We start from the raw sequence: 21261 nt of genomic DNA, 5'->3' as shown, positions 1-21261 counted from the left end.
GATGGCCAGCAGAAAACAGATTTTGTGGGACGACGGCGAGCGGGTGCTGTCCCGTGAGCGCGGTTCGAATGATGGCAGCCTACTGGCGGTGCGTCCGGCGCTGGGCCAGCCATTGCCGAGCACCCTGGAGCGACTTGCGCATGAATACAGCCTCAGGGACGACCTCAATTCTGCCTGGGCGTTGCAGCCGACAGCTTTCGAGCGTACGGGCACCCGAGTTCGTCTGCTGTTCGACGATCCGGGCGGCGAGCCGTTGTCGCGGTTGCTGGTCGCCCCGCTGGATATCGAAACCTGTCTGGAATTGGCCATGAACATCGCCAAGGCACTGGGCCATATGCATCAGCGTGGTCTGGTGCACAAAGACATGAAACCGCAGCATGTTTTTGTCCATTGTCATGATGGGCAGGCGCGGCTGACCGGCTTCGGCCTGGCCACGCGCTTGCCACGGGAGCGGCAAGCGCCCACGCCACCGGAATCTATCGCCGGGACGCTGGCTTACATGGCGCCGGAGCAAACCGGGCGGATGAATCGTTCGATCGATTCGCGTAGTGATCTGTATGCCTTTGGCGTGACGCTTTACCAGATGCTCACCGGCTCGCTGCCGTTCAGTGCCAATGACCCGACGGAGTGGGTGCATTGCCATATCGCGCGGCTGCCAATGCCCGTGTGTGAACGGGTGGCGACGGTGCCGCCGATGTTCTCGCGAGTGGTCATGAAACTGCTGGCGAAAACGGCCGAGGAACGCTATCAGAGCGCAGTCGGTGTCGAGCATGACTTGCGCCGTTGCCTCGATGACTGGCGCCGTATGCGCCAGATCGAGACGTTCACGTTGGACGAGCAGGGCGCCTGCGAACGCTTGCTGATTCCGGAAAAACTCTACGGCCGCGAACACGAAGTGCAAACGTTGATCGATGCCTTCGCCAATGTGGTGCAGACAGGCGCGCCGACACTGGTGCTGGTATCCGGCTATTCCGGCATCGGCAAATCGTCGGTGGTCAGTGAACTGCACAAGGTGCTGGTGCCGTCGCGTGGCTTGTTCGCCGCCGGCAAGTTCGACCAGTACCAGCGCGACGTGCCTTATTCGACCCTGGTTCAGGCCTTTCAGGGGCTGGTGCGGACGCTATTGGGCAAGCGCACCGACGTACTGGCGGGCTGGCGCGAAGCACTGTTGCGGGCACTGGAAGCGAATGCGCGGTTGATCACCGATCTGATCCCCGAACTCAAGCTGATCATCGGCGAGCCGCCGCCCGTGCCTGAGTTGGAGCCGCAACAGGCGCAGCAGCGGTTCCTTCAGGTCTTGCAGCGTTTTATCGGCGTGTTCGCTCAGGCCGAGCATCCGTTGGCGCTGTTCCTTGACGACCTGCAATGGCTCGACGCGGCCACCGTTGATCTGCTCGAAGATTTGCTCAGTCGCGCAGAGACCCCTCATCTGCTGCTGGTCGGTGCTTATCGCGACAACGAGGTAGATGGCGATCACCCACTCAGCCGCACACTCAAGACCCTGCATCACGCCGGCGTACACATTGACGAAATTCGTCTGGCGCCACTGGCTGGCGCGCACATCGAACAACTGATCAGCGAATCACTGCGTTGCCCGCCGGCGAGCATTGTCGGGCTGGCGCGGCTGGTGCTGGACAAGACCGCTGGCAATCCGTTCTTCGTCATCCAGTTTCTGCACGCCCTGGCCGAGGAGAAGCTGCTGAGATACGAGCCTGCGCGCCAGCGCTGGCGTTGGGATGTGCACCTGATCAACGGCAAGGGCTACACCGACAATGTCGTCGATTTGATGGTCGGCAAACTGGCGCGGCTGCCCCAAGAAACTTGCCAGGCGCTGCAACAACTGGCCTGCCTGGGCAACGTCGCACGTCTCGACACGCTGGCCACAGTCCTTGATGTGCCGGTGCCTCACGCTCACTCCGCATTGTGGCCGGCGGTGCGGCTGGAGTTGGTCGAGCGTCAGGACGGTGCCTACAGGTTTGTGCATGATCGCATCCATGAGGCGGCGTATTCGCTGATCGCTGAAACCGAACGGGCGCAAATGCACCTGCGCATCGGCCGGCTGCTGGCACTGCAAACCCAGGGGGAGCGGCGCGAGGAGGCGATCTTCGAGATTGTCGGCCAGCTCAATCGCGGTGCGCATCTGATCAGCCTGCGTGCCGAGCGCGAGCAGCTGGCCGAGTTCAACCTGCTCGCCGGCCAGCGAGCGAAGGCCTCGACCGCTTATACCTCAGCACTGACCTATCTGGGGGCCGGCGCAGAACTGTTGGGCGAGCAGGGTTATGACAGTCGGCATGAACTGGGTTTCGCTCTGGAGCTGGACCGTGCCGAGTGCGAATTTCTCACCGGCCAACTGCAGCTTGCCGACTCGCACCTGGCGACATTGGCCGAGCGCGCCCTGACCACCGTCGAGCGCGCGGCGGTGGCGTGCCTGCAGATGGATGTCTACTTGCTGCTTGATCGCAGTGACCGGGCGGTGACGGTGTGTCTGGCCTTTCTGCGTCAGGTCGGCATCGATTGGCCAGCGCGTCCGGACGATATTCAGGTGCGCGACGAATACCAGCAGGTCTGGACCAGCCTGCGCGGGCGCAGTATCGAGCAGATGATCGACTTGCCGCTGATGGAGGATCCTGCCGCGCGGGCCACCCTCGATGCGCTAGGCAAACTCTTCGCGCCGGCGGTGCAGTCGGATCTGAACCTCGCCAGCCTGACCATTTGCAAAGCGATCAGCCTGAGCCTGCAATATGGCAACTGCGACGCCTCCTGCCTGCTCTATGCCAACTTCGGGCGCGTGTCGGGGCCGCGTTTTGGCGACTATGCCGCTGGTTATCGATTTGGCCGTCTGGGCTGCGATCTGGTTGATCGGCGCGGGCTCACGCGTTATGAAGCGAGCACTTGGTTGTGCTTCTCGATCTTCGTGGTGCGCTGGATGCGGCCAGTGCGCGAGTGCCGCGAACTGTTGCGCCGTGCGCTCAACGCGGCCCATCGCAGCGGCGATCTGCCGTATGCAGCGTTCGCTGGAAACAGCCTGATTTCCGATCTGTTGTTTATCGGCGAGCCGCTGGCCGAGGTGCAGGCGCAAGCGGAATCAGGGCTGGTCTATGCACAAAAGGTCGGTTTCGGTCTGGTGGCGGATTTCATGCGCTGCCAGTTGACGCTGATCCGCATGCTGCGCGGGCAGACGCCGACGTTCGGCTGTTTCGACGATGAGGGGTTCGATGAAACAGCTGTCGAAGCGCATCTGGCCGGTTCGGCGGATCTGGCGCTGGCGCGCGGCAAGTACTGGGTACGCAAGTTGCAGGCGCGCTATCTGGCCGGGGATTACGCGGCGGCCGCTGAGTGCGCGGCCCAGGCGCAGGGACTTTTGTGGGTGGTTTCGGCGTTTTTCGAGGAGGCCGAATACCATTTCTACGCGGCGTTGACCTTGGCGGCCCACGGCGAAACTGACGCGGGTGCTTTGCAGCGTCTGGGTCAACATCATGAACAGTTGCAGACGTGGGCGCGCTTGTGTGCAGAGACCTTCGCCAGTCAGGTGGCGCTGGTCGGCGCGGAAATGGCGCGCGTCACCGGGCAGTTGCTCGAAGCCGAATTGCAGTACGAGCAAGCCATTCAATTGGCTCAGGACAATGGTTTGCTACATATCCAAGCGCTGGCCAACGAACTGGCCGCACGGTTCTACAGCGCTCGCGGGCTGGCCAGGATATCCCGGGGTTACCTGCGCGACGCACGCTACGCCTATCTGCGTTGGGGGGCTGCTGGCAAGGTGCGGGAGCTGGAGCGACGTCATCGTTTTCTGCGTGCCGAAGAGGCGCAACCGAATCCGGTCACCACGCTCATTACGCCAGTTGAACATCTCGACCTGGCGACGGTGCTCAAGGTCTCTCAAGCAGTCTCCGGCGAGATCGTCCTGGACCGTTTGATCGAAACGGTGATGCGCACCGCGATCGAACAGGCCGGGGCCGAGCATGGCCTGCTTATTTTGTTGAACGCCGACGTTCCCTATGTCGCTGCGCGAACCCGTATCGGCGACGGTGCCACGCAGCTGTGCAACGCGCCGCTGCAGGCGGTGGCGCTGGCTGAGTCGGTGCTCTACCAGACGCTGCGCACCGGCGAAAACCTGTGCCTGGACGATGCCGTCGCGGATCAGCTATTCGCTGCAGATCCATACGTTCAGCAGCGTGGCGCGCGCTCAATCCTGTGCCTGGCGCTGATGAATCAGGCACGGGTGGTCGGGGCGTTGTATCTGGAAAACAACCTGTCCGCCGGCGTGTTCAGCCCGGCGCGTCTGGCCGTGCTGCGGCTGGTGGCGTCGCAGGCTGCGATCTCGCTGGACAACGCGCGCCTGTACCGCGACCTCGCCGAGCGCGAAGCGAAAATCCGTCGGCTGGTCGATGCGAACATCATTGGCATCGTCGTGTGGAGCGTGGAGGGGAAGATCATCGAGGCCAACGACGCGTTCCTGCGCATGGTCGGTTACGCCCGGGATGAGCTGCTATCGGGTCTCGTGCATTGGCGCGACATGACCCCGCCGTCAATGCGCGCCAGCAGCGACGCCGCATTGGCAACCGCCATCCGCACCGGCCGCGCCCAGCCATTCGAAAAGGAATACATCCGCAAGGATGGCAGTCGGCTGCCGGTGATTGTCGGTCTGGCCGCATTCGAGGCGAGTCAGCAGCAGGGTTTGGCCTTCGTGCTGGATATCAGCGAACGCAAGCTCGCCGAAGAACACGTGCGCGAAGGCGAGCGCCGTTATCGCCAGGTGCAAACGGAACTGGCCCACGCCAATCGCGTAGCGACCATGGGCCAGTTGGCCGCGTCGATCGCTCACGAAGTCAATCAGCCAATAGCCGCCACGGTAACCAATGCCAATGCCGCGCTACGCTGGCTCGGTGCGCGGCCACCGAACCTCGACGAGGTGGAGCAGGGCCTGCGGCATATCATTGTCGACGGCAATCGCGCAGCCGACGTACTCGGGCGCATCCGCGCGCTGATTCACAAAACTCCACCGCAGCGCCAGCCTGTCAGCCTCAATCTGCTGATTGAGCAAATGGTCGATTTCAGCCGTGGCGAAGCGCTCAAGCACGGCGCCGAAGTCAGCGTTGAGCTGGCGGCAGATTTGCCTTTCGTAGTGGCGGACCGGGTCGAACTGCAACAGGTGTTGCTCAACCTGATCATCAATAGCCTCGAAGCCATGGCGAACATGGAGGTAGGGCAGCGGCGCCTGCTGATTCGCAGTGAAGCGTCAGGCGACAGCGTGCAAATCAGCGTGAGCGATTCAGGTCCGGGCTTCGCCTGCGAACAGGCAGAGCAAGTGTTCACGGCGTTCTACACCACCAAATCCACCGGGCTGGGCATGGGCCTGTCGATCTGCCGCACGATCATTGAAAGTCACGGCGGACGCTTGTGGGCCGAGCGCAATGAGCCGAGCGGGGCGCGGGTGGTGTTTGGCTTGCCGCGTTGTGAATGAACATGATCAACAGCCAGGCTACCCGGGCATTGAGCCCGGGTGTTTCTGTCGGTGAGTTCAGGCCACCGGAATAGGATTTTCCAGCAGCGACAGGTTGAACTGCTCGATCAACCCGTGCTCGTTCGCGCCCTGGTTGGCTCGCAGCGGCAAGACTCGGTCAACCAGCACTTCGGTGGTGGCGGTTTCCAGCTTGATCAGGGTTTCCTCGATAAACTCGCCCAGCGGCATGGCGCGCTCGTCGCCGCTCTTGTGAATCAGGTCGGTATCAACCCAAGGTGGCGCGATTTCCAGGACCTTGACGCTGGTGTCGCGCAGCATGAAACGCTGCGACAGCGAGTAGGAATGGATCGCCGCTTTGGTCGCCGAATATAGCGCCGTGGTCGCCAGCGGCAGGTAGGCCAGCACCGAGCTGTTGTTGATGATGTAGGCCTCGGGCTGGCGCTTGAGGTGTTCGACGAACGCCGCGCTGACGCGCACTGGGCCGAGCAGGTTGGTCTGCAACAGACCGACGGCCTGTTCATCGTTGTAGTCGCCGGAACCCGCGTTGTCGAAGGGCATGATTCCGGCGTTGTTGATGATCACGTTCAACGACGGATGGCGGCGGATGACTTCGGCGGCGACGTCCTTGATCTGCTGCGCATCGTTGATGTCCAGCTGCACGGTGTCGATGCCCGGATTCGCCTGGGCAATCTCTGCCAGCAGGGTCTGGCGACGACCAGCGATGATGACCTTATTGCCGCGCTGATGCAGGGCCTCGGCCAGTGCGCGGCCGATGCCGGAAGTGCCGCCGGTGATGAAGATCGTGTTGGCTTCAAGTTTCATGAGCTGCGTCCCGCAAGTGGATTGATTGGTATGTGAGCCATGATGGAGAAAACCTGCTCCGACCTGAATGACGTATGTGGTAGTGTTTCAGGACATTCAACAAACGGAGCGCGACCATGCATCGAGTCGGCTATCTGCTCACTGAAGGTTTTCAGGTCATGGCGCTGGCGACCCAGTCGGTGTTCGAGTTCGCCAACATCGTCACCGGCAAAGCCGTGTACAAGGTGCAGAACTTTTCCCAGGCCGGCGGCATCGTCAGCTCCTCGCTGGGCTTGCACGTCGATACGTTGCCACTGACGCAGGCGGGGCTGGCCGACAGTTGGCTGGTGGCTGGCACGCTGACACCGCTGACACCGCCCGATGCTGACGTGCTGCACAGCGTGCGCGGGCTCGTCGACGGCGCACGCCGCGTGGCCGGCATCTGCACCGGCTCGTTCGTATTGGCGCAGGCCGGTGTGCTGGATAACCGCCGCGTGACCACGCACTGGGCGTTCGCCCCGGCGCTGCGCAGGATGCATCCCTCGGTGAATGTCGAGGACGACCGCATCTTCATCATCGACGGCCCGGTGTGGACATCGGCGGGCATGACCGCTGGTGTCGACATGGCGCTGGGTATGGTCGAGAAGGATCTGGGCAGCGAAATCGCCCGCTCGGTCGCCCATCGACTGGTGATGCATCAGCGTAGGTCCGGAGGGCAGTCGCAGCATTCGGAACTGCTCTCGCTGTCGCCCAAATCCGACCGCATTCAGAGTGCGCTGGACTACGCGCGCAAGCACCTCAATCGCCCGCTGAGCGTCGAAGAACTGGCCGAAGTGGTGCACCTGAGTCCGCGGCAATTCACCCGCGTGTTCACCGCCGAAACCGGCCAGTCACCAGCCAAGGCGATAGAGAGCCTAAGGCTGGAAGCAGCGCGTTTGCTGATCGAGCAAAGCAGTCACAGTCTGGATGTGGTTGCAAGAGAAACCGGGTTTCGTGACCGCCGGCACATGCGCGAGGTGTTCATGCGCGGCTTTGGCGTGCCGCCGCAGGCGGTGCGGCGGGATTCGCGGCGGATGGTGTGAGGCTCGTGTTGGTTAACCAACGTCCCAATACCAAGGAGCGAGCCTGCTCGCGATGACGCCAGCCCATTCACAGCCACATAAACAGAAAACCCTCAGCCCGTTTAAACAGTAACTCCAGCCTCAAGCAAACGGCTACAACGCCTTGCGCCATTCCCTACGACTACGCCAGAATCCGCCGGCTTGTGCGTCTGCCGTTCCCTCCGTAACTTGATTCCTGTCACTGCTCATCAGTGATCGGGTCTGCAAGCCCGTCGGAAATCAGTCGCATAGCCCTGCCAAAAGGACACTTGTTCGTGTCCGCTCAATGGCGGCTTTGTGCGGGAGACCCTCGGGTCTGCCGGGTTCCTGATTTCCCGGTCTTGCAGACCCGCACACAGCTGCCACCCATCATCTGCAAGTGATGTTGGCAGCTCCAGACGAATAATCAGGAGTTTCACCATGTTCAAAGTCACACCCAATCCCCCAACCACCGACCCCGCATCGCCCTACGAATCCAGCGCCTCGAAAAAGCTTCACGAAGCCGCCGAACGCGCCCTCGATCACTACCTCGGCCCCGCCGAAATTCTGGCCAGCACCAACACTCCGGAACAGATGTTCCTCGCCAACCCGAAATACGACACCGAGTCCCTGCTGGCCAACGCCAGCGAATCCCTCGGCTCGGCCACCACCATGCTCTACGACTTCGCCGCGCTGCTCGACAACCCGCGCCGTAAAACCCTGCTGGGCATCGCCCAGGTCGTCATGCTCGGCGAAATCGCGGTAAATCAGGCTTTGGATAAAGTCGAAATAGCCAAATAACCCGCAACGCGACGAGCGCAAAACCTCGTCGCATCCCACGGTTGTGCCATGACTGGCACACCGCCACGGCTTGCACCACCCGGCCTCGACTGTCACCCTTCGGGCCGTTCTTCAAGGATCAGAACAAGGAATCAAGGATTGAGTGGTTACGTTCCAAACCCGCCGAAAAACTACCGCTACGAACAAGGTCGAACGTTTCTGCGAGCCGGGGGAGGGAACGCCAGCGGCGCTGAACCAAATGACGACAAAGAATCCGCGCGCGGTTGGGTAGGTTGGGTAGGTTGGGAGGTACGGGGAAACCGGTTATTGGCGCAGATCTGCCCAAGCGAATTTTCGTACGCTGGCAATCTATGTACGCCCTGCCATGACCACAAGCACCAGACTCAGAACGCTGGCGGAATTTTTACGAACGGAGCTGGAGGTAACTGCGATTTATCTCTACAAGGGTGAAATAGGAAGCTATGCCCAGGTAGACCTTGAGAGCCTGCAATTCTGCTGATCCGGTATCGAGCCGGGGGCGATAAGCAGGACTCGCCAACCAAGAGTCCCGCCACCACACCCCCTCAAACCTCAGCCTTCACCCCAACCCTCACCGGCGCTATGCGATACGTCAGCAAAACAATCCCGCTCACCACAATCACTCCACCCACGATCTGCCCTCTGCTGAGCATTTGATCCAGCACAATCCAGCCCATCAACAACGTCGCCAGTGGTTCGATATTCATCACCGGGGCGTTGCGTGGCATGTCCAGTCGGGGCACGGAAATGAACAACACAATGAAGCCGGTCCCATAGAGCACGACAAGCGTGGCAAGGGCCAGCCAGCCGGTTGAAGTGGCGGGGAGGTTGAGTCCGCCGGGGAGGGCGCCGGTCAGGCCGGCCAGGTTGACGCTGCTGAACACGATGAAGATGGTCAGCAGGCTGCGCACCGAGCCGCGCACTTGCGACAGCTTGTGATCGGTGATCCACAGCGCGCAGGCGAATACGCTCGCGGCGCAGAAGGCGAGTGCGACGCCCAGTAGCCATTCCGGGCCGACGCTCGCGCTGTCTGACAGACGTCCGGGGACGTCCAGTACGAACACCAATCCCACGAGAATCAAGCCCATCAACATCGCGGTGCGTGCGCTTGGTCGTGGGCCGCCCAGCGCCCAGGTCAGCAAGGCCAGCAGGATCGGAAACACGTTGGCCACCAGCAGCGCCAAAGCGACCGGGACCCGCGCGACAGCGGAGTACAGACACAGGCTCTGCGCAGTAATCAGCAGGCCCAACAACAGTTGCCAACGCCACGCGCCCGTCGGCAGACGCAGGCTTTGCCGCTGCCACAGGACGAGAATGGCCAGCACCAGCAAGGTCCCGCCCGAGCGCATCAGAATTGCCAGCAGCACGCCTGCGCCATCATCAAAAGCGACCCGTGCCGCGACGTGGTTGCCGGCGAACGCACAACCCATGCACAACAGAATGATCACGGCGAGATAACGGGGGAAGGGCGGGGGGACGGTTGGCGCAAACTCAGGACGGGACATGGCAGATCTCAAAAATGATAGCCACTCGGGGTGGCTCAGGTTTTTATTATGTTGTCGTACAACTGTTCGATTTGTACCGTAATCGAGCAGGGGCGGCAAGCTTGAAAGGCTGGATAATCCGCTTGGGCATGATGCTGCTTGAGTTTCAGAGGTCGTATAACTTGCTGGCTAAGCTCGAGCATCGAGTCGAGTCGCCCACCCATCCTGTCGAGCCTGACCGACCAGAAAATCCACAAAAGCCCGGGTCTTTGCCGGCAACAGTTTCTGGCTGGAAAAGTACAAATAAATCTGCCCCGCATCGACATGCCAGCCCGGCAGAACCCTCTCCAGCGTGCCGTCCTGCAGATACGGCAGCACGTCCGGAACCGCCAACAGCGCAACCCCTAATCCCAAGCGCGCGCACTGACACAGCGCTTGCGGGTCGTTGACCAACAGGCGCGGCGTCAACTCCAGGGGCGCTCGTTGCCCGTCGGGCCCTTGCAGCATCCAGCTGCGCACCTTGCCGGTCTGCACCGAGCGCATGGCCAGATGATCCAGCGTCGCCAGCTCTTCAATGCGCTGGACGCGCAAGCGCCCCGACAGATACTCCCGCGAGGCCACCAGAATCAGATGCGCCGGGGCGATGGCTCTGGCGACCACACCTTGCGCGAGTTCGATGCCGCCGCCGATGGCCGCATCAAACCCGTCCGCGATGAGATCGACCTGGCGATTGTCGACGTGCCATTCAGGGGTCACGGCGGGGTATTGCTTGAGAAACTCGGGCATCAGCGGCAACAGAAAATCCCTGGCGAAACCGGGTGCTGCGCTCAGACGCAAAAGCCCTGAAGGCTCTCCGGCATTGCCGGCCACGTCGGCAATCGCCGCTTGAACACTCTCCAGTCCCGAACCGACGTTGGCCAGAAAGCGTTCTCCCGCTTCGGTCAGCGTGAGTTTGCGTGTGCTGCGCTGAAACAAGCGTACGCCGAGGTTGGCTTCCAGTTGCGCGACATTGCGACTGACCGCCGCGGGTGTCAGGCCCAGACGCCGCGCGGCGGCAGAGAAGCTTCCCGCCTCGGCGCTGCGCACGAATGAGAGCAAATTTCCTAAGGTTTCCATCTGCGAACCTTCAACGAATGATTGAAAGTGATTCTAGGTGGCTTCCACTACTGGTGAAAGATCAAAAGGCGTCTCATAGCCTCATCAACTCCAACCACCCATAGGCTCGACCATGAACACTTCCACGCTTCCACTGACCGGCAAAATCGCCATCGTGACCGGTGGCTCACGCAGCATCGGCGCAGCAATCGCCAAGCGGCTCGCGGCAGATGGCGCCACCGTCGCTATCACCTACAACGCATCGCCAGATCGCGCCGAAGCGGTCGTGCAGGAAATCGTTGCGGCGGGCGGCCAGGCTGTGGCGCTGGCGGCCGATGCGGGCAATCCCGAGGCTGTACGTGCAGCGATTGCCGAGGTTGCACAGCGTTTTGGCAAGATCGACATTCTGGTCAACAACGCTGGTATCAGCCTGCTCGGGGCCCCCGAGGACATCGCCTTCGAGGACTTTCAACGCATCCTTGCGGTGAACGTGACCGGCGTCTTCGTCGCCACTCAGCAAGCGCTCAAACACATGGGGCAGGGCGGTCGCATCATTCACATCGGCAGCTCGATGGTGCAATTCGCTGCGTTCGCTACCGCCTCCGTCTACACCCTGAGCAAAGGTGCGCTGACCGGTTTCAGTCGTGGACTGGTGCGCGATCTTGGGCCGCGCGGCATCACTGTGAACACCGTCCATCCCGGCCCGACCGACAGCGACATGAACCCGGCCGACGGGCCTATTGCGGATTTCCTACGCCCGAACATCGCCATGGGGCGGTACGGCGAGGGCAAGGATGTTGCCAGCGCGGTGGCGTACCTGGCCAGTGCAGAGGCAGGGTTTGTCACCGGCGCAGAATTAATCGTCGACGGCGGCTTCACAGCGTAAGGAGAGCATCATGACTATCAGCATCATTGGTACAGGCTCCATCGGCACCGCCATCGCTCGGTTGCTCGTCAACGCAGGCCTGCCGGTCAGTCTGGCCAACAGCCGTGGGCCGCAGAGCCTTGCCGGTTTGGTCGACGAATTGGGTCCACTCGCACAAGCGGTGACGACTCAGCAAGCCAGTCAGGCGGACATTGTTTTTCTGGCGGTGAACTGGTCGAAAATCCCCGACGCGGTACGCGATCTCGGGCCTTGGGATGGGCGCATCGTGATCGACGCCAACAACCCGATCGAGGCACCACTGTTCAAGCCGTTCGATCTGGGCGGCCAGCCGTCTTCGCAAGTGGTGGCGCAGATGCTGCCCGGTGCGCACGTGGTCAAGGCCTTCAACCACCTGCTCGCGGCTCTGCTGAGCGATCCCTCCGCCGAGGGCGGCAGGCGTGTGCTGTTTTATTCCGGTGAAGATGCCGCGAGCAAAACCAAAGTTGCAGAGCTGATTACTCAACTGGGTTTTTACGGCATCGACCTGGGCGGTGTGCAGCAGGGAATGCTTGCACAGTTCCCGGGCGGACCGCTGCCAGCCTTGAACCTGGTCAAACATGGTTGACCGCTGAGCCCGGGCAACCGGGTTTCACATACCAATCGAGGATTCAAAAATGTCTGGCTCAGATTCGCGAAATATCAATGAGGTGGAAAACTACGACGCCTTGCTGCGGGCCAACCTGCAGCGCGTGTTCAACGAGCGCGATGCACAGAAGCGCATTGCGGCGGTGCATGAGCTTTTTGCAGGCACACCGACGATGTACGAACCGGCTGGCATCGTCACCGGGCGGGCGGCGATTTCAGAGGTGGCCGGTGCGTTGCTGGATCAGTTCGGGGCGGACTTCGCTTTTGTTCCCGAGGGGCCGGCGGTTGGGCATCATGGCTTGGGTTACCTGCGCTGGCATGCGGGCCCGAGCGCTGGGCCGGTAGTCGTCAGTGGCGTCGACGTGGCAGAAATCAAAGCGGGGAAAATCGTGCGGTTGTGGGTGTTGCTGGATGCGCCCCAAGGCTGAGCCGCACGGCAGGGTGGCAAATCGGATCCCGTTGCCACCTGTCGCCGACTGCCGATCAGATTAATATCGCGCATTGACATATCGATAAATCTCGATATCCTCGGCGCATGGAACTGATCGAAATCTTCAAAGCCCTCTCGAACCCGACGCGCCTCAAGATCCTTGAAGGCCTGAAGGATCCCGTCAAGAACTTCCCCCCGCAGGATGAGGGTGACGTTCTCGTCGAGGGTGTCTGCGTCAGCAGCATCCAGGAAGGTATCGGCTTGTCGCAGTCGACGGTGTCGAGTTACCTGGCCACGTTGCAGCGGGTGGGGCTGGTTGAGGTGCGGCGCATCGGTCAATGGACCTACTACAAACGCAATGAGGCTGCTATCAGCGCGCTTGCAGAGATCATAGGGAAAGAGCTGTAAATTTTTTTACTCTAGAATATCGAGAATTCTCGATATCCCTCTTTATCGATACGAGGTTTTGCCATGAAAGCGATGATTTTGAAATCCTTCGGCGGTCCTGATTCGTTCGAACTCAGCGACGTTCCAAAACCGGTTCCGCAAGCGGGTCAAGTGCTGGTCCGAGTGCACGCTACTTCCATCAATCCGCTGGATTATCAGGTTCGGCGCGGTGACTATCCCGATCTGGTGCCGCTGCCAGCCATTACCGGTCACGACGTGTCGGGCGTGGTTGAAGCCATCGGGCCGGGCGTCAGCGCTTTCGCGCCGGGCGACGAGGTCTGGTACACCCCGCAGATATTCGACGGGCAGGGCAGTTATGCCGAGTACCACGTCGCAGCCGAAAGCATCATCGCCAGGAAGCCTGCTTCTCTGAGCCACCTTGAGGCGGCCAGTCTGAGTCTGGTCGGCGGTACGGTTTGGGAAGCGCTGACCGTGCGCGCCGTGCTTCGCGTTGGCGAAAGCATCCTGATCCACGGCGGCGCCGGCGGGGTCGGCCATGTGGCGATTCAGGTGGCCAAAGCCATGGGCGCCAGAGTGTTCACCACCGTGCGCGAGGCCAACGCCGACTTCGTCCGCAGCCTGGGCGCCGACGTGGTGATCGATTACACCCAAGAGGACTACGTCGAAGCGATCATGCGCGAAACCGCCGGGCATGGCGTTGATGTGGTGTTCGACACCATCGGCGGCGATACCCTGTCTCGCAGTGCCGACGCGCTCGCCCAGCTTGGCCGCGTCGTCTCGATCGTCGACATCGCGCAGCCACAAAACCTCGTCCAGGCCTGGGGCAAGAACGCCAGCTACCACTTCGTCTTCACCCGGCAGAATCGCGGCAAGCTCGATGAATTGAGCGCGTTGGTCGAGCGCGGCCAGTTGCGGCCCCACGTTGGCGCGGTCTATTCCCTCGCCGACATCCCGCTCGCCCACGCCCGACTGGAGAGCGCCAACAACGGTCTGCTGGGAAAAATCGCCATCGCCGTTGAGCCTTCGCTCATCGTCTGAATCCGCTCACTGATTTTGGAGAAACATCATGGTTTACGAGATCGCTGTGCTGCCCGTTCACCCGCAACAGACTGAAGCCTTTCGACGCGCATTTGCCGAAGTCGAACCGTTGCTGACCCGCGCCAAGGGATACGGCGGCCACTTGCTGGCGCAAGGTATTGAAACCCCCGAGCAATTCAATTTGATCGTGCGCTGGCAGTCGCTTGAGGATCACTCGCCGGGGTTTGAAGAAAGCGAAGACCACCAGCGGTTCATGCACGGGCTGGAGGGTTATTTTTCGGCAGAACCGAAGGTCTACCACATTGAGGGTGGTGCTTTTCCGAGTAGCGACTTTGGCATGCCGGACAACGGTGCCAGCGTAGGCATTTGAGGGAGCATATGGCTGTTCGTCACAAGCGGCTGTGGCTGGTCGAGCACTGCTTGTGATGAATTGCCACATTAATTCCGCTTCGGCCTGTTCATGGGGCAGGGGTGGCAGGCAAAATGCGCCGTTTTCCATATGTCTCGTACTGCAGCTCATCCAAGGAAGGCCACTTGAAAGTCACTCCCCACGCTTCCCTGCGCCCTGAAATCTGGCCAGCCATTGTTTTATTGGTGCTGGCAAGCCTGATCACGACCGGCTGCACGCGCTCCCATTCTCCAAAACCGGTAGAGCGCGATCCTTGTCTGGATGCCGGTCCAGCGCATACAACGGCCTACTCCAAATGCGTGAGCGAGCGGAAAGAGCGCCAAGCTGAAGCGCTCAGAATACTGCTCAGTGATGATCCTGCTGACAATCCGCAACGACAAGTGGCCGTGCCAGGCGACAGCGATTTCCAACCGTCAGATTTTCCTGACGAGCCAATGCCAGCGAGTTTTCGCATGCCTTCCGACCTGAATCTCAAGGGTACCCAGGCGTTTCCTTACAAGTCTCGCATCAGCTGGAAATACGTGTCGGATCGCTTCCTGCCGAGTTCAAAGGAGTACACGCGGATGATGCAGGTGGACCGCCTGATTAAGGCGGCCGTAACGGCGGATGGGTTCGCAAAGTGGGGGTGCACGGTCACCGGCGGAAAGCGTCAGGTGTGGGTTTTCTACACCTTGGACGACGCGGCCTTTGTCAGCCGTGTGCAGGCAGCTCTGGCGCAGACCGGGCCTTATCCGATTGAATTCAGCAGCCGTAAACAGGCAGATGTCAGTGCTGAGGTGCAGAATGCCGAGCAAACTCGATTGACACCCAAGCGATGTCTGGAGTGAAACAACCCTCGCTGCATAAGCTTCTGAAACGGATTTCTCGCCATGCTTGAACGAAACAAACTGGTTCCTGAACTGATGGTCACCGAGCTGTCGAAGAGCTTGGCATTCTGGGTGAACTGTCTGGGCTTTGAAGTGGCCTATCAGCGCCTCGAAGACGGTTTCGCTTACCTGGATCTGAACGGCGCGCAGGTGATGCTGGAGCAGTTCGACCCGCAGGCTGGCCAGTGGCTCACCGCGCCCCTGAGCACACCTTTTGGGCGAGGCATCAACCTGCAAATAGATGTAGTCGCGGTCGCGGCTGTCCTCGAAAGACTCGAACAAGCCGGTTTTCCTCTCTTTCGCAACTGCCGCGATACTTGGTATCGGGCAGATACTGTCGAAACAGGGCAGCGGGAATTCATTGTGCAGGACCCGGACGGTTATCTCGTCAGGCTGGTTGAGCGATTAGGTGAGCGGCCGGTCCGGGCCGCGGAGTAGGCAAGCCCCGCGACACTTCAGCCCCTCGATTTTCCTCCAACGTTAGCCCAGCGCTTTGGTGGTAGGCTGCATAACGTCAGCCGTACGTTCTGTACTCCTGAATTGCCCTTTCCGAAATCTGCGCCGCATCAGTTGTTGGCGCAGATGGATTCCCCTGCGGACTACAGCCATGCGCCTGCCAGATTTCATTCTCGAAAACCTAGAGCCGATCCTGCAGGCCTGGGAAGATTTCGCCCGCACCATCGAGACGCCGGGGGTGGAGCTCGATAACGTCGCGCTGCGCGATCACGCCGAGCAGATGTTGCGCGCCATCGTCATCGATCTGCGGACCAAGCAGACCATGAGCGAACAAATCGCCAAAGCCCAGGGCCAAGCGCCGCGCGACGATGAAGAAACAGCTGCGGAAACCCACGCGGTGACGCGGCTGATGGCCGGTTTTACCATCGATCAGATGGTGTCGGAATACCGCGCGCTGCGCACCAGTGTGCTGAGCCAGTGGCTGTGTCAGGTCAAGGATGGCAAATCAGTGAATGTCGACGACATGACGCGCTTCCACGAAGCCATCGATCAGGCGCTGGCCGAGTCGATTGCCAGCTACTCGCGCGCCGTCGAGGCGTCGCGCAACGTGTTTCTGGGGATTCTCGGCCATGACTTGCGCACGCCGCTGGGGGCGATTCTGCTCGGTGCGGATATGTTGCGTCGTACCGAAGCCACCGACCCGCGCACCGGCAAAGTGGCCAGGCAGATCTACGCCAGCGTGCAGCGCGCCAGCCAGATCGTGGGCGACCTGCTGGATCTGACGCGTTGCCAGATGGGGCCGGGGATTCCGGTGAAAAAATCCCTGATCGATCTCAGCCCTGTGTGCGAGCGGGTGATCGAGGAAATCCGCGCCTTTCATCCGCAGGCCAACGTGCGGTTCGATGCGACGGAAGCGGTGATGGGAGCGTTCGATGGCGCCAGGATGGAACAGGTGTTTTCCAACATCATCAGCAATGCGGTGACCCACGGCGACAATAATTTTCCGGTAACGGTCGAGTTGAACGTTCGCGAGGATTGCGCGGTGTTCACGGTGCACAACGGCGGGGAGCCGATTCCGGAAGATGTGTTGCCGTTCATCTTCAACCCGATGGGGCGGTTCTCGCAGCGCTCCGTGGTTGATCACGGGCCCGTTGCCGGGCTGGGTCTGGGCCTGTTTATCGCTTCGGAAATCGTCGCCTCACATGCCGGCTCCATCGAAGTCAGCTCTGACCTGGAAGGCGGAACCGTGTTTCGCGTAAAGCTTCCGATTGATGCCGAAAGCCCCGTCACCATCTAGACCAACCGATGGAGGGCCGGCCCCGGCCCTCCAGCCTGATCACTCCTCCATCACCTCAACCAAACCGCGATCCTCACCCAGAAAGCCGCCGCTCTGGTGTTGCCACAGCCGCGCGTAGGTACCGTTCTTCTCGAGCAATTGCGCGTGGGTGCCTTGTTCGATGATGCGGCCATCGTCCATGACGATCAGCCGGTCCATTGCCGCAATGGTCGACAAGCGGTGGGCGATGGCGATCACGGTTTTACCCTGCATCATTTCATCGAGGCTTTCCTGGATCGCCACCTCGACTTCGGAGTCCAGTGCGCTGGTGGCTTCGTCGAGCAGCAGGATCGGTGCGTTCTTCAGCATCACCCGGGCGATGGCGATGCGTTGGCGCTGGCCGCCGGAGAGCTTGATGCCGCGTTCGCCGACCAGCGTGTCGTAGCCGCTGTGGCCCTGCTTGTCGCTCAACTGGCTGATAAAACCATCGGCCTGAGCGTTCACCGCCGCGCGGTGGATGTCCTCGTCGGTGGCGTCCGGGCGACCGTAGGCGATGTTGTCGCGGATCGAGCGGTGCAACAGCGACGTGTCCTGGGTGACCATGCCAATCACGCTGCGCAGGCTGTCCTGGGTGACCTCGGCGATGTTCTGCCCATCGATGCGGATCTCGCCGCGATCAACGTCATAGAAGCGCAGCAGCAGGTTGATCAGCGTCGACTTGCCCGCACCGGAGCGGCCGACCAGGCCGATTTTTTCGCCGGGGCGTATGTGCAGGGTCAAGCCGTCGAGCACCTGGCGTTCGCCGTTGTAGTTGAAGCTGACATTGTCGAAAACCACTTCGCCGCCGGCCGGCTCCAGCACTTTGGCATCCGGCGCGTCCTGGACTTTCGGGCCGCTGGTCAGGGTGGCCATGCCGTCCTGCACGGTACCGATGTTCTCGAACAGCGACGTCATCTGCCACATGATCCAGTGCGACATGCCATTGATGCGCAACGCCATGGCGGTGATCGCCGCGACGGCGCCGGTGCCGACTTCGCCCTGATGCCACAGCCACAATGCATAACCGCCAGCGCCGAGAATCAACGCCACCACCAGCGCCTGATTGACGATTTCGAACTGGCTGACCAGCCGCATCTGGCGGAATCCGGTGAGCTTGAAATCTTCCATTGCCGCACGGGCAAAGTGCGCTTCACGCTTGGAGTGCGAGAACAGTTTAACCGTGGTGATGTTGGTGTAAGCATCGGCAATCCGCCCGGTCATCGACGAGCGCGCATCGGCCTGTTCCTGGCCGACCTTGCCCAGACGCGGGACGAAATACACCATCGCCAGCCCGAACAAAACGATCCACGCCAGAAACGGCAGCATCAGCTTCAGCGCAAAGCCACCGGCCAGCGCGATGATCGCAATGAAGTACACGCCAATGCCGGGGAGGATTTCGATCAGGGTGAACAGCACCTCGCGCACCGACAACGCGGTCTGCATGACCTTGGTCGTGACCCGGCCGGAGAACTCGTCGGAGAAGAACGACAGACTTTGCCGCAGCATCAACCGGTGAAAGTCCCAGCGCAGGCGCAGCGGCAGATTGATCGCAAGGATCTGGTGCTGGACCATCGTGCGCAGCGCCACCAGGCCGATGCTGACCACCAGCACGATGCCGATGCCCCACAACACGCGGCTTTCCTCATCACCGGCGGCGCCGCCGGATTGCCAGGTCGAGAGCAGATCCACCACTTGCCCAAGGAAAGAAAACAGCCATGCCTCATAGATCGACACACTGGCGCTGAGCAGGGCGAAGGCCAGAATATAGCCGCGCGCACCCCGGGTGCAGGCCCACAGAAATCGCATCAGGCCGACTGGCGGTGGCGGCGCCTCGTCGGGCGGGAAGGGGTCGAGCCTTTCTTCAAACAGGCGAAGCATTGCGGTCTCCGAAGTGATCAGGGTGTGGGGATTCTGCCATCTATCGGCGTTGTTGCGGGTTTCAGCGTCGTGTTGCAGATAAATGCTTGTGCCTTGTCTTGACCGCAGCCAGGCGCAGAAGCTCAACGCAATCGTGCCAAGCGCAACCTTTCGTCGCTGAACCAGACTCGATGTCGCACGCTCATCAACCTCTTTGAACTCTCGCGCAAGCTGCTCCGTCATCTTCTATGTGGGGGCTCGAGGCAATGTTGCCGTGTAGTCCCGTTTTTCCGTTTTCAAGTCAGAACGCGAGGGGCCACATGAATACTCAAGACAGCAGGGCAGGCTTTGAATCAGGTGATCCGAACAGCAAGCCTGGACAGGCTTTTGAACATTTGAAGGACGACGTCAATGAAGCAATTGGCGGCGCGCGGCATCAGGCCGACGCGCAATTCGGACAGTACCGCGACACTGCGGCCGAACAGATAGAAGCATTGGCCCAAGGCGCAAAGAGCTTCGTCTCGGAGTTGCAGGACAAGGACACGCTGGGCATGTCCGATTACCTGACCGACATGGCGGATTCCATGACCGGGCTGGCGGGCAACTTGCGCGGCAAGAGTGCCGAGCAGTTGCTGCACGATGCGGCGGATCTGGCGCGCAGCAATCCGGGCCTGTTCATCGCCGGCAGCATTGCCATCGGTTTCGGACTGTCGCGGTTTCTCAAAGCCGGCACGGCCGCAGCAGCGACGGTCAGCGCCGAACATGATCCGGCGGCGGGCACGACGTCGACGCCACCGCCAGCCGACTACGGTGCGCAGCGACCCTATGAATCGTCAGTGCCGCCATCGGGCCACGCCAATCCGGGACTGGCCACCGGCATCACTCCGACCTCACCCAGTGACAGCGATCACCCCTCTGATTTTGCCGCGGCTTCCGTACCGCACGCACCCGACGCCAAAGGAGAACTGTGATGAACAGAGATGAATCTGATCTGAGCGGGGCAAGGCCCCTCGGCCAAACGGATGACGCTTCGGTGGTCGGTCTGTTGCGACAACTGTCCCGTGAAGTGCCAGCGTTGTTCACCAAGGAACTGGCACTGGCCAAAGCCGAACTGCAGAACAGCCTCAGCACGCTGAAGGCGGGCATCGGCGCGGTGGCCGGTGGTGCGATCGTGTTTCTCGCCGGCTTCATCATTCTGCTGATGTCGGCGGTGTACGGCCTGAGCATGTTCATGGCGCCATGGCTGGCCGCGCTGATCGTCGGCGTGGTGGTGATGATCATCGGCTTCGCCATGCTGCAATCCGGGAAGAAACAATTCGAGCCATCTCACTTCAAACCTGATCGCACTCTCGACGCCTTGAACAAGGATCAGGAAGCGCTGCGGAGGAAAGTCTCATGAAAAGCGAACTGGATATCGAAGCGGAAAAAAGCCCGGAGCAGATCGAACGCGAAATCGATGCGCAACGCGCCAGCATCGGCAACATCGTCGATCAACTCGAGAGCAAATTCACTCCCGGGCAAATGATCGATCAGGCCTGGGGAATGATGCAGAGCAACGGCTCGACGTTCTTCACCAACCTCGGCACCAGCGTGCGCAATAACCCGGTGCCAGCGGTGCTGACTTCCGTGGGGCTGCTCTGGCTGATGATGAGCCAGAATCGCCCGCCCGTGCCGCAACCGACCTATCGCAGCGGGCCGGATCAGGACAAGGCTGGCGAATGGGCCGATGGTTTGGCCGACGGCATCGACAGCGCCCGCGCGCATTTGCACTCGACTACTGACTCGCTGAAGGACGGCTACCAGTCGTTGAAAGGCAAGGCCAGCCACCTAGGGGAAAACGTCGGTGCGGCGAAGGAAAATCTGAGCCATGCGATGCATGACGCCAGTGATCGACTGTCGCGTAATTCGCAAGTGCTCGGCCAGCAGTTCAGTCACCTGCTCAAGGAGCAACCGCTGATGGTGGCTGCCGCTGGGGTTGCGCTCGGTGCATTGCTCGGCGCGGCGCTGCCGACTACGTCCACTGAACAGCGCTACATGGGCCGTACCAGCGCGGGCATGGTCGACAAGGCCAAGCAGAAAGCTCAGGAAGGGTACGAGGCCGTGCGTGACACGGTGACTCGAACCACTGAACAAACCGAGGTTGAGACCAAGCCGGATCCAGCACGGCCGTCGTCTTCGGATTTGTCACAGGGTCTGGGTACGTCTTGAAGGTGAGAAGCAAGGGAGGCCT

The 21261-nt window shown here is 61.0% G+C and carries 19 protein-coding genes and 1 pseudogene; 16 read left to right on the top strand and 4 right to left on the bottom strand.

Annotation, left to right across the window (positions count from 1 at the left end):
* Position 1: 1 nt before the first annotated feature.
* A complete protein-coding gene (locus KVG85_RS09510) occupies positions 2–5464 on the top strand; it encodes a trifunctional serine/threonine-protein kinase/ATP-binding protein/sensor histidine kinase (protein WP_217863683.1) in 5463 nt (1820 codons plus the stop codon).
* 57 nt (positions 5465–5521) lie between these two features.
* Here KVG85_RS09510 and KVG85_RS09505 read toward each other — a convergent pair whose 3' ends face one another.
* Entirely contained in the window at positions 5522–6286 is a 765-nt protein-coding gene (locus tag KVG85_RS09505) for an SDR family oxidoreductase (protein WP_076563347.1), read from the bottom strand.
* Positions 6287–6402: 116 nt separating this feature from the next.
* Here KVG85_RS09505 and KVG85_RS09500 point away from each other — a divergent pair, with 116 nt between their 5' ends.
* From KVG85_RS09500 to KVG85_RS26280, 3 genes and pseudogenes are all read left to right on the top strand, one after another.
* Positions 6403–7347, top strand: a complete 945-nt coding sequence (locus KVG85_RS09500) for a GlxA family transcriptional regulator (protein WP_217863682.1) — start codon at positions 6403–6405, stop codon at positions 7345–7347.
* Between the two features lie 438 nt (positions 7348–7785).
* Positions 7786–8145, top strand: coding sequence for a DUF6124 family protein (locus KVG85_RS09495; protein ID WP_186569274.1), 360 nt, complete (start codon positions 7786–7788; stop codon positions 8143–8145).
* A 186-nt stretch (positions 8146–8331) separates the two neighbouring features.
* Positions 8332–8498, top strand: a pseudogene (locus KVG85_RS26280) (DUF2931 family protein); the annotation flags it as partial.
* A gap of 210 nt (positions 8499–8708) precedes the next feature.
* Here KVG85_RS26280 and KVG85_RS09490 read toward each other — a convergent pair.
* Both KVG85_RS09490 and KVG85_RS09485 read right to left on the bottom strand, forming a co-directional pair.
* Entirely contained in the window at positions 8709–9668 is a 960-nt protein-coding gene (locus KVG85_RS09490) for an EamA family transporter (RefSeq protein WP_217863681.1), read from the bottom strand.
* Positions 9669–9836: 168 nt separating this feature from the next.
* Positions 9837–10763, bottom strand: coding sequence for a LysR family transcriptional regulator (locus KVG85_RS09485; protein WP_217863680.1), 927 nt, complete (start codon positions 10761–10763; stop codon positions 9837–9839).
* Between the two features lie 112 nt (positions 10764–10875).
* On the opposite strand from KVG85_RS09485, the gene KVG85_RS09480 reads away from it, so the two are divergent.
* From KVG85_RS09480 to KVG85_RS09440, 9 genes are all read left to right on the top strand, one after another.
* A complete protein-coding gene (locus KVG85_RS09480; RefSeq protein ID WP_217863679.1) occupies positions 10876–11628 on the top strand; it encodes a 3-oxoacyl-ACP reductase family protein in 753 nt (250 codons plus the stop codon).
* Positions 11629–11635: 7 nt separating this feature from the next.
* Positions 11636–12232 carry an NADPH-dependent F420 reductase gene (locus KVG85_RS09475; protein ID WP_217864963.1) on the top strand — a complete coding sequence of 199 codons (597 nt, stop codon included), beginning with the start codon at positions 11636–11638 and terminating at the stop codon, positions 12230–12232.
* A gap of 49 nt (positions 12233–12281) precedes the next feature.
* Entirely contained in the window at positions 12282–12680 is a 399-nt protein-coding gene (locus tag KVG85_RS09470; protein ID WP_217863678.1) for a nuclear transport factor 2 family protein, read from the top strand.
* 107 nt (positions 12681–12787) lie between these two features.
* Positions 12788–13090 (top strand): ArsR/SmtB family transcription factor, encoded by a 303-nt coding sequence (locus KVG85_RS09465; protein WP_024012559.1) that lies wholly within the window; start codon positions 12788–12790, stop codon positions 13088–13090.
* A 63-nt stretch (positions 13091–13153) separates the two neighbouring features.
* The gene (locus KVG85_RS09460; RefSeq protein WP_041480565.1) at positions 13154–14128 is read left to right on the top strand and encodes a zinc-dependent alcohol dehydrogenase family protein; all 975 of its coding nucleotides are present in this window, start codon (positions 13154–13156) and stop codon (positions 14126–14128) included.
* Between the two features lie 28 nt (positions 14129–14156).
* Positions 14157–14498, top strand: coding sequence for an antibiotic biosynthesis monooxygenase family protein (locus KVG85_RS09455; RefSeq protein ID WP_217863677.1), 342 nt, complete (start codon positions 14157–14159; stop codon positions 14496–14498).
* Between the two features lie 164 nt (positions 14499–14662).
* Positions 14663–15364 carry a DUF695 domain-containing protein gene (locus tag KVG85_RS09450; RefSeq protein WP_217863676.1) on the top strand — a complete coding sequence of 234 codons (702 nt, stop codon included), beginning with the start codon at positions 14663–14665 and terminating at the stop codon, positions 15362–15364.
* 42 nt (positions 15365–15406) lie between these two features.
* Complete coding sequence (locus tag KVG85_RS09445) at positions 15407–15841, top strand: bleomycin resistance protein (protein WP_217863675.1); 435 nt, start codon at positions 15407–15409, stop codon at positions 15839–15841.
* 169 nt (positions 15842–16010) lie between these two features.
* Positions 16011–17156, top strand: a complete 1146-nt coding sequence (locus tag KVG85_RS09440) for a sensor histidine kinase (protein WP_217863674.1) — start codon at positions 16011–16013, stop codon at positions 17154–17156.
* Positions 17157–17195: 39 nt separating this feature from the next.
* Here KVG85_RS09440 and KVG85_RS09435 read toward each other — a convergent pair whose 3' ends face one another.
* Positions 17196–19052 (bottom strand): ABC transporter ATP-binding protein, encoded by a 1857-nt coding sequence (locus tag KVG85_RS09435; protein WP_217863673.1) that lies wholly within the window; start codon positions 19050–19052, stop codon positions 17196–17198.
* A 299-nt stretch (positions 19053–19351) separates the two neighbouring features.
* Between KVG85_RS09435 and KVG85_RS09430 the strand changes: the two genes are divergently transcribed.
* Genes KVG85_RS09430 through KVG85_RS09420 form a run of 3 tightly spaced genes read left to right on the top strand, consistent with a single transcriptional unit; the run spans position 19352 to position 21239 of the window.
* Positions 19352–20002 carry a hypothetical protein gene (locus KVG85_RS09430; protein ID WP_217863672.1) on the top strand — a complete coding sequence of 217 codons (651 nt, stop codon included), beginning with the start codon at positions 19352–19354 and terminating at the stop codon, positions 20000–20002.
* Entirely contained in the window at positions 20002–20430 is a 429-nt protein-coding gene (locus KVG85_RS09425; RefSeq protein ID WP_024012566.1) for a phage holin family protein, read from the top strand. Before KVG85_RS09430 ends, KVG85_RS09425 begins: the two co-directional genes overlap by 1 nt.
* Entirely contained in the window at positions 20427–21239 is an 813-nt protein-coding gene (locus KVG85_RS09420; protein ID WP_217863671.1) for a DUF3618 domain-containing protein, read from the top strand. The genes KVG85_RS09425 and KVG85_RS09420 overlap by 4 nt, the downstream gene beginning before the upstream one ends.
* Positions 21240–21261: the final 22 nt, after the last annotated feature.

The organism is Pseudomonas triticicola (assembly GCF_019145375.1).
Taxonomy (GTDB): domain Bacteria; phylum Pseudomonadota; class Gammaproteobacteria; order Pseudomonadales; family Pseudomonadaceae; genus Aquipseudomonas; species Aquipseudomonas triticicola.
This window is presented reverse-complemented; position numbering and strand designations above follow the sequence as displayed.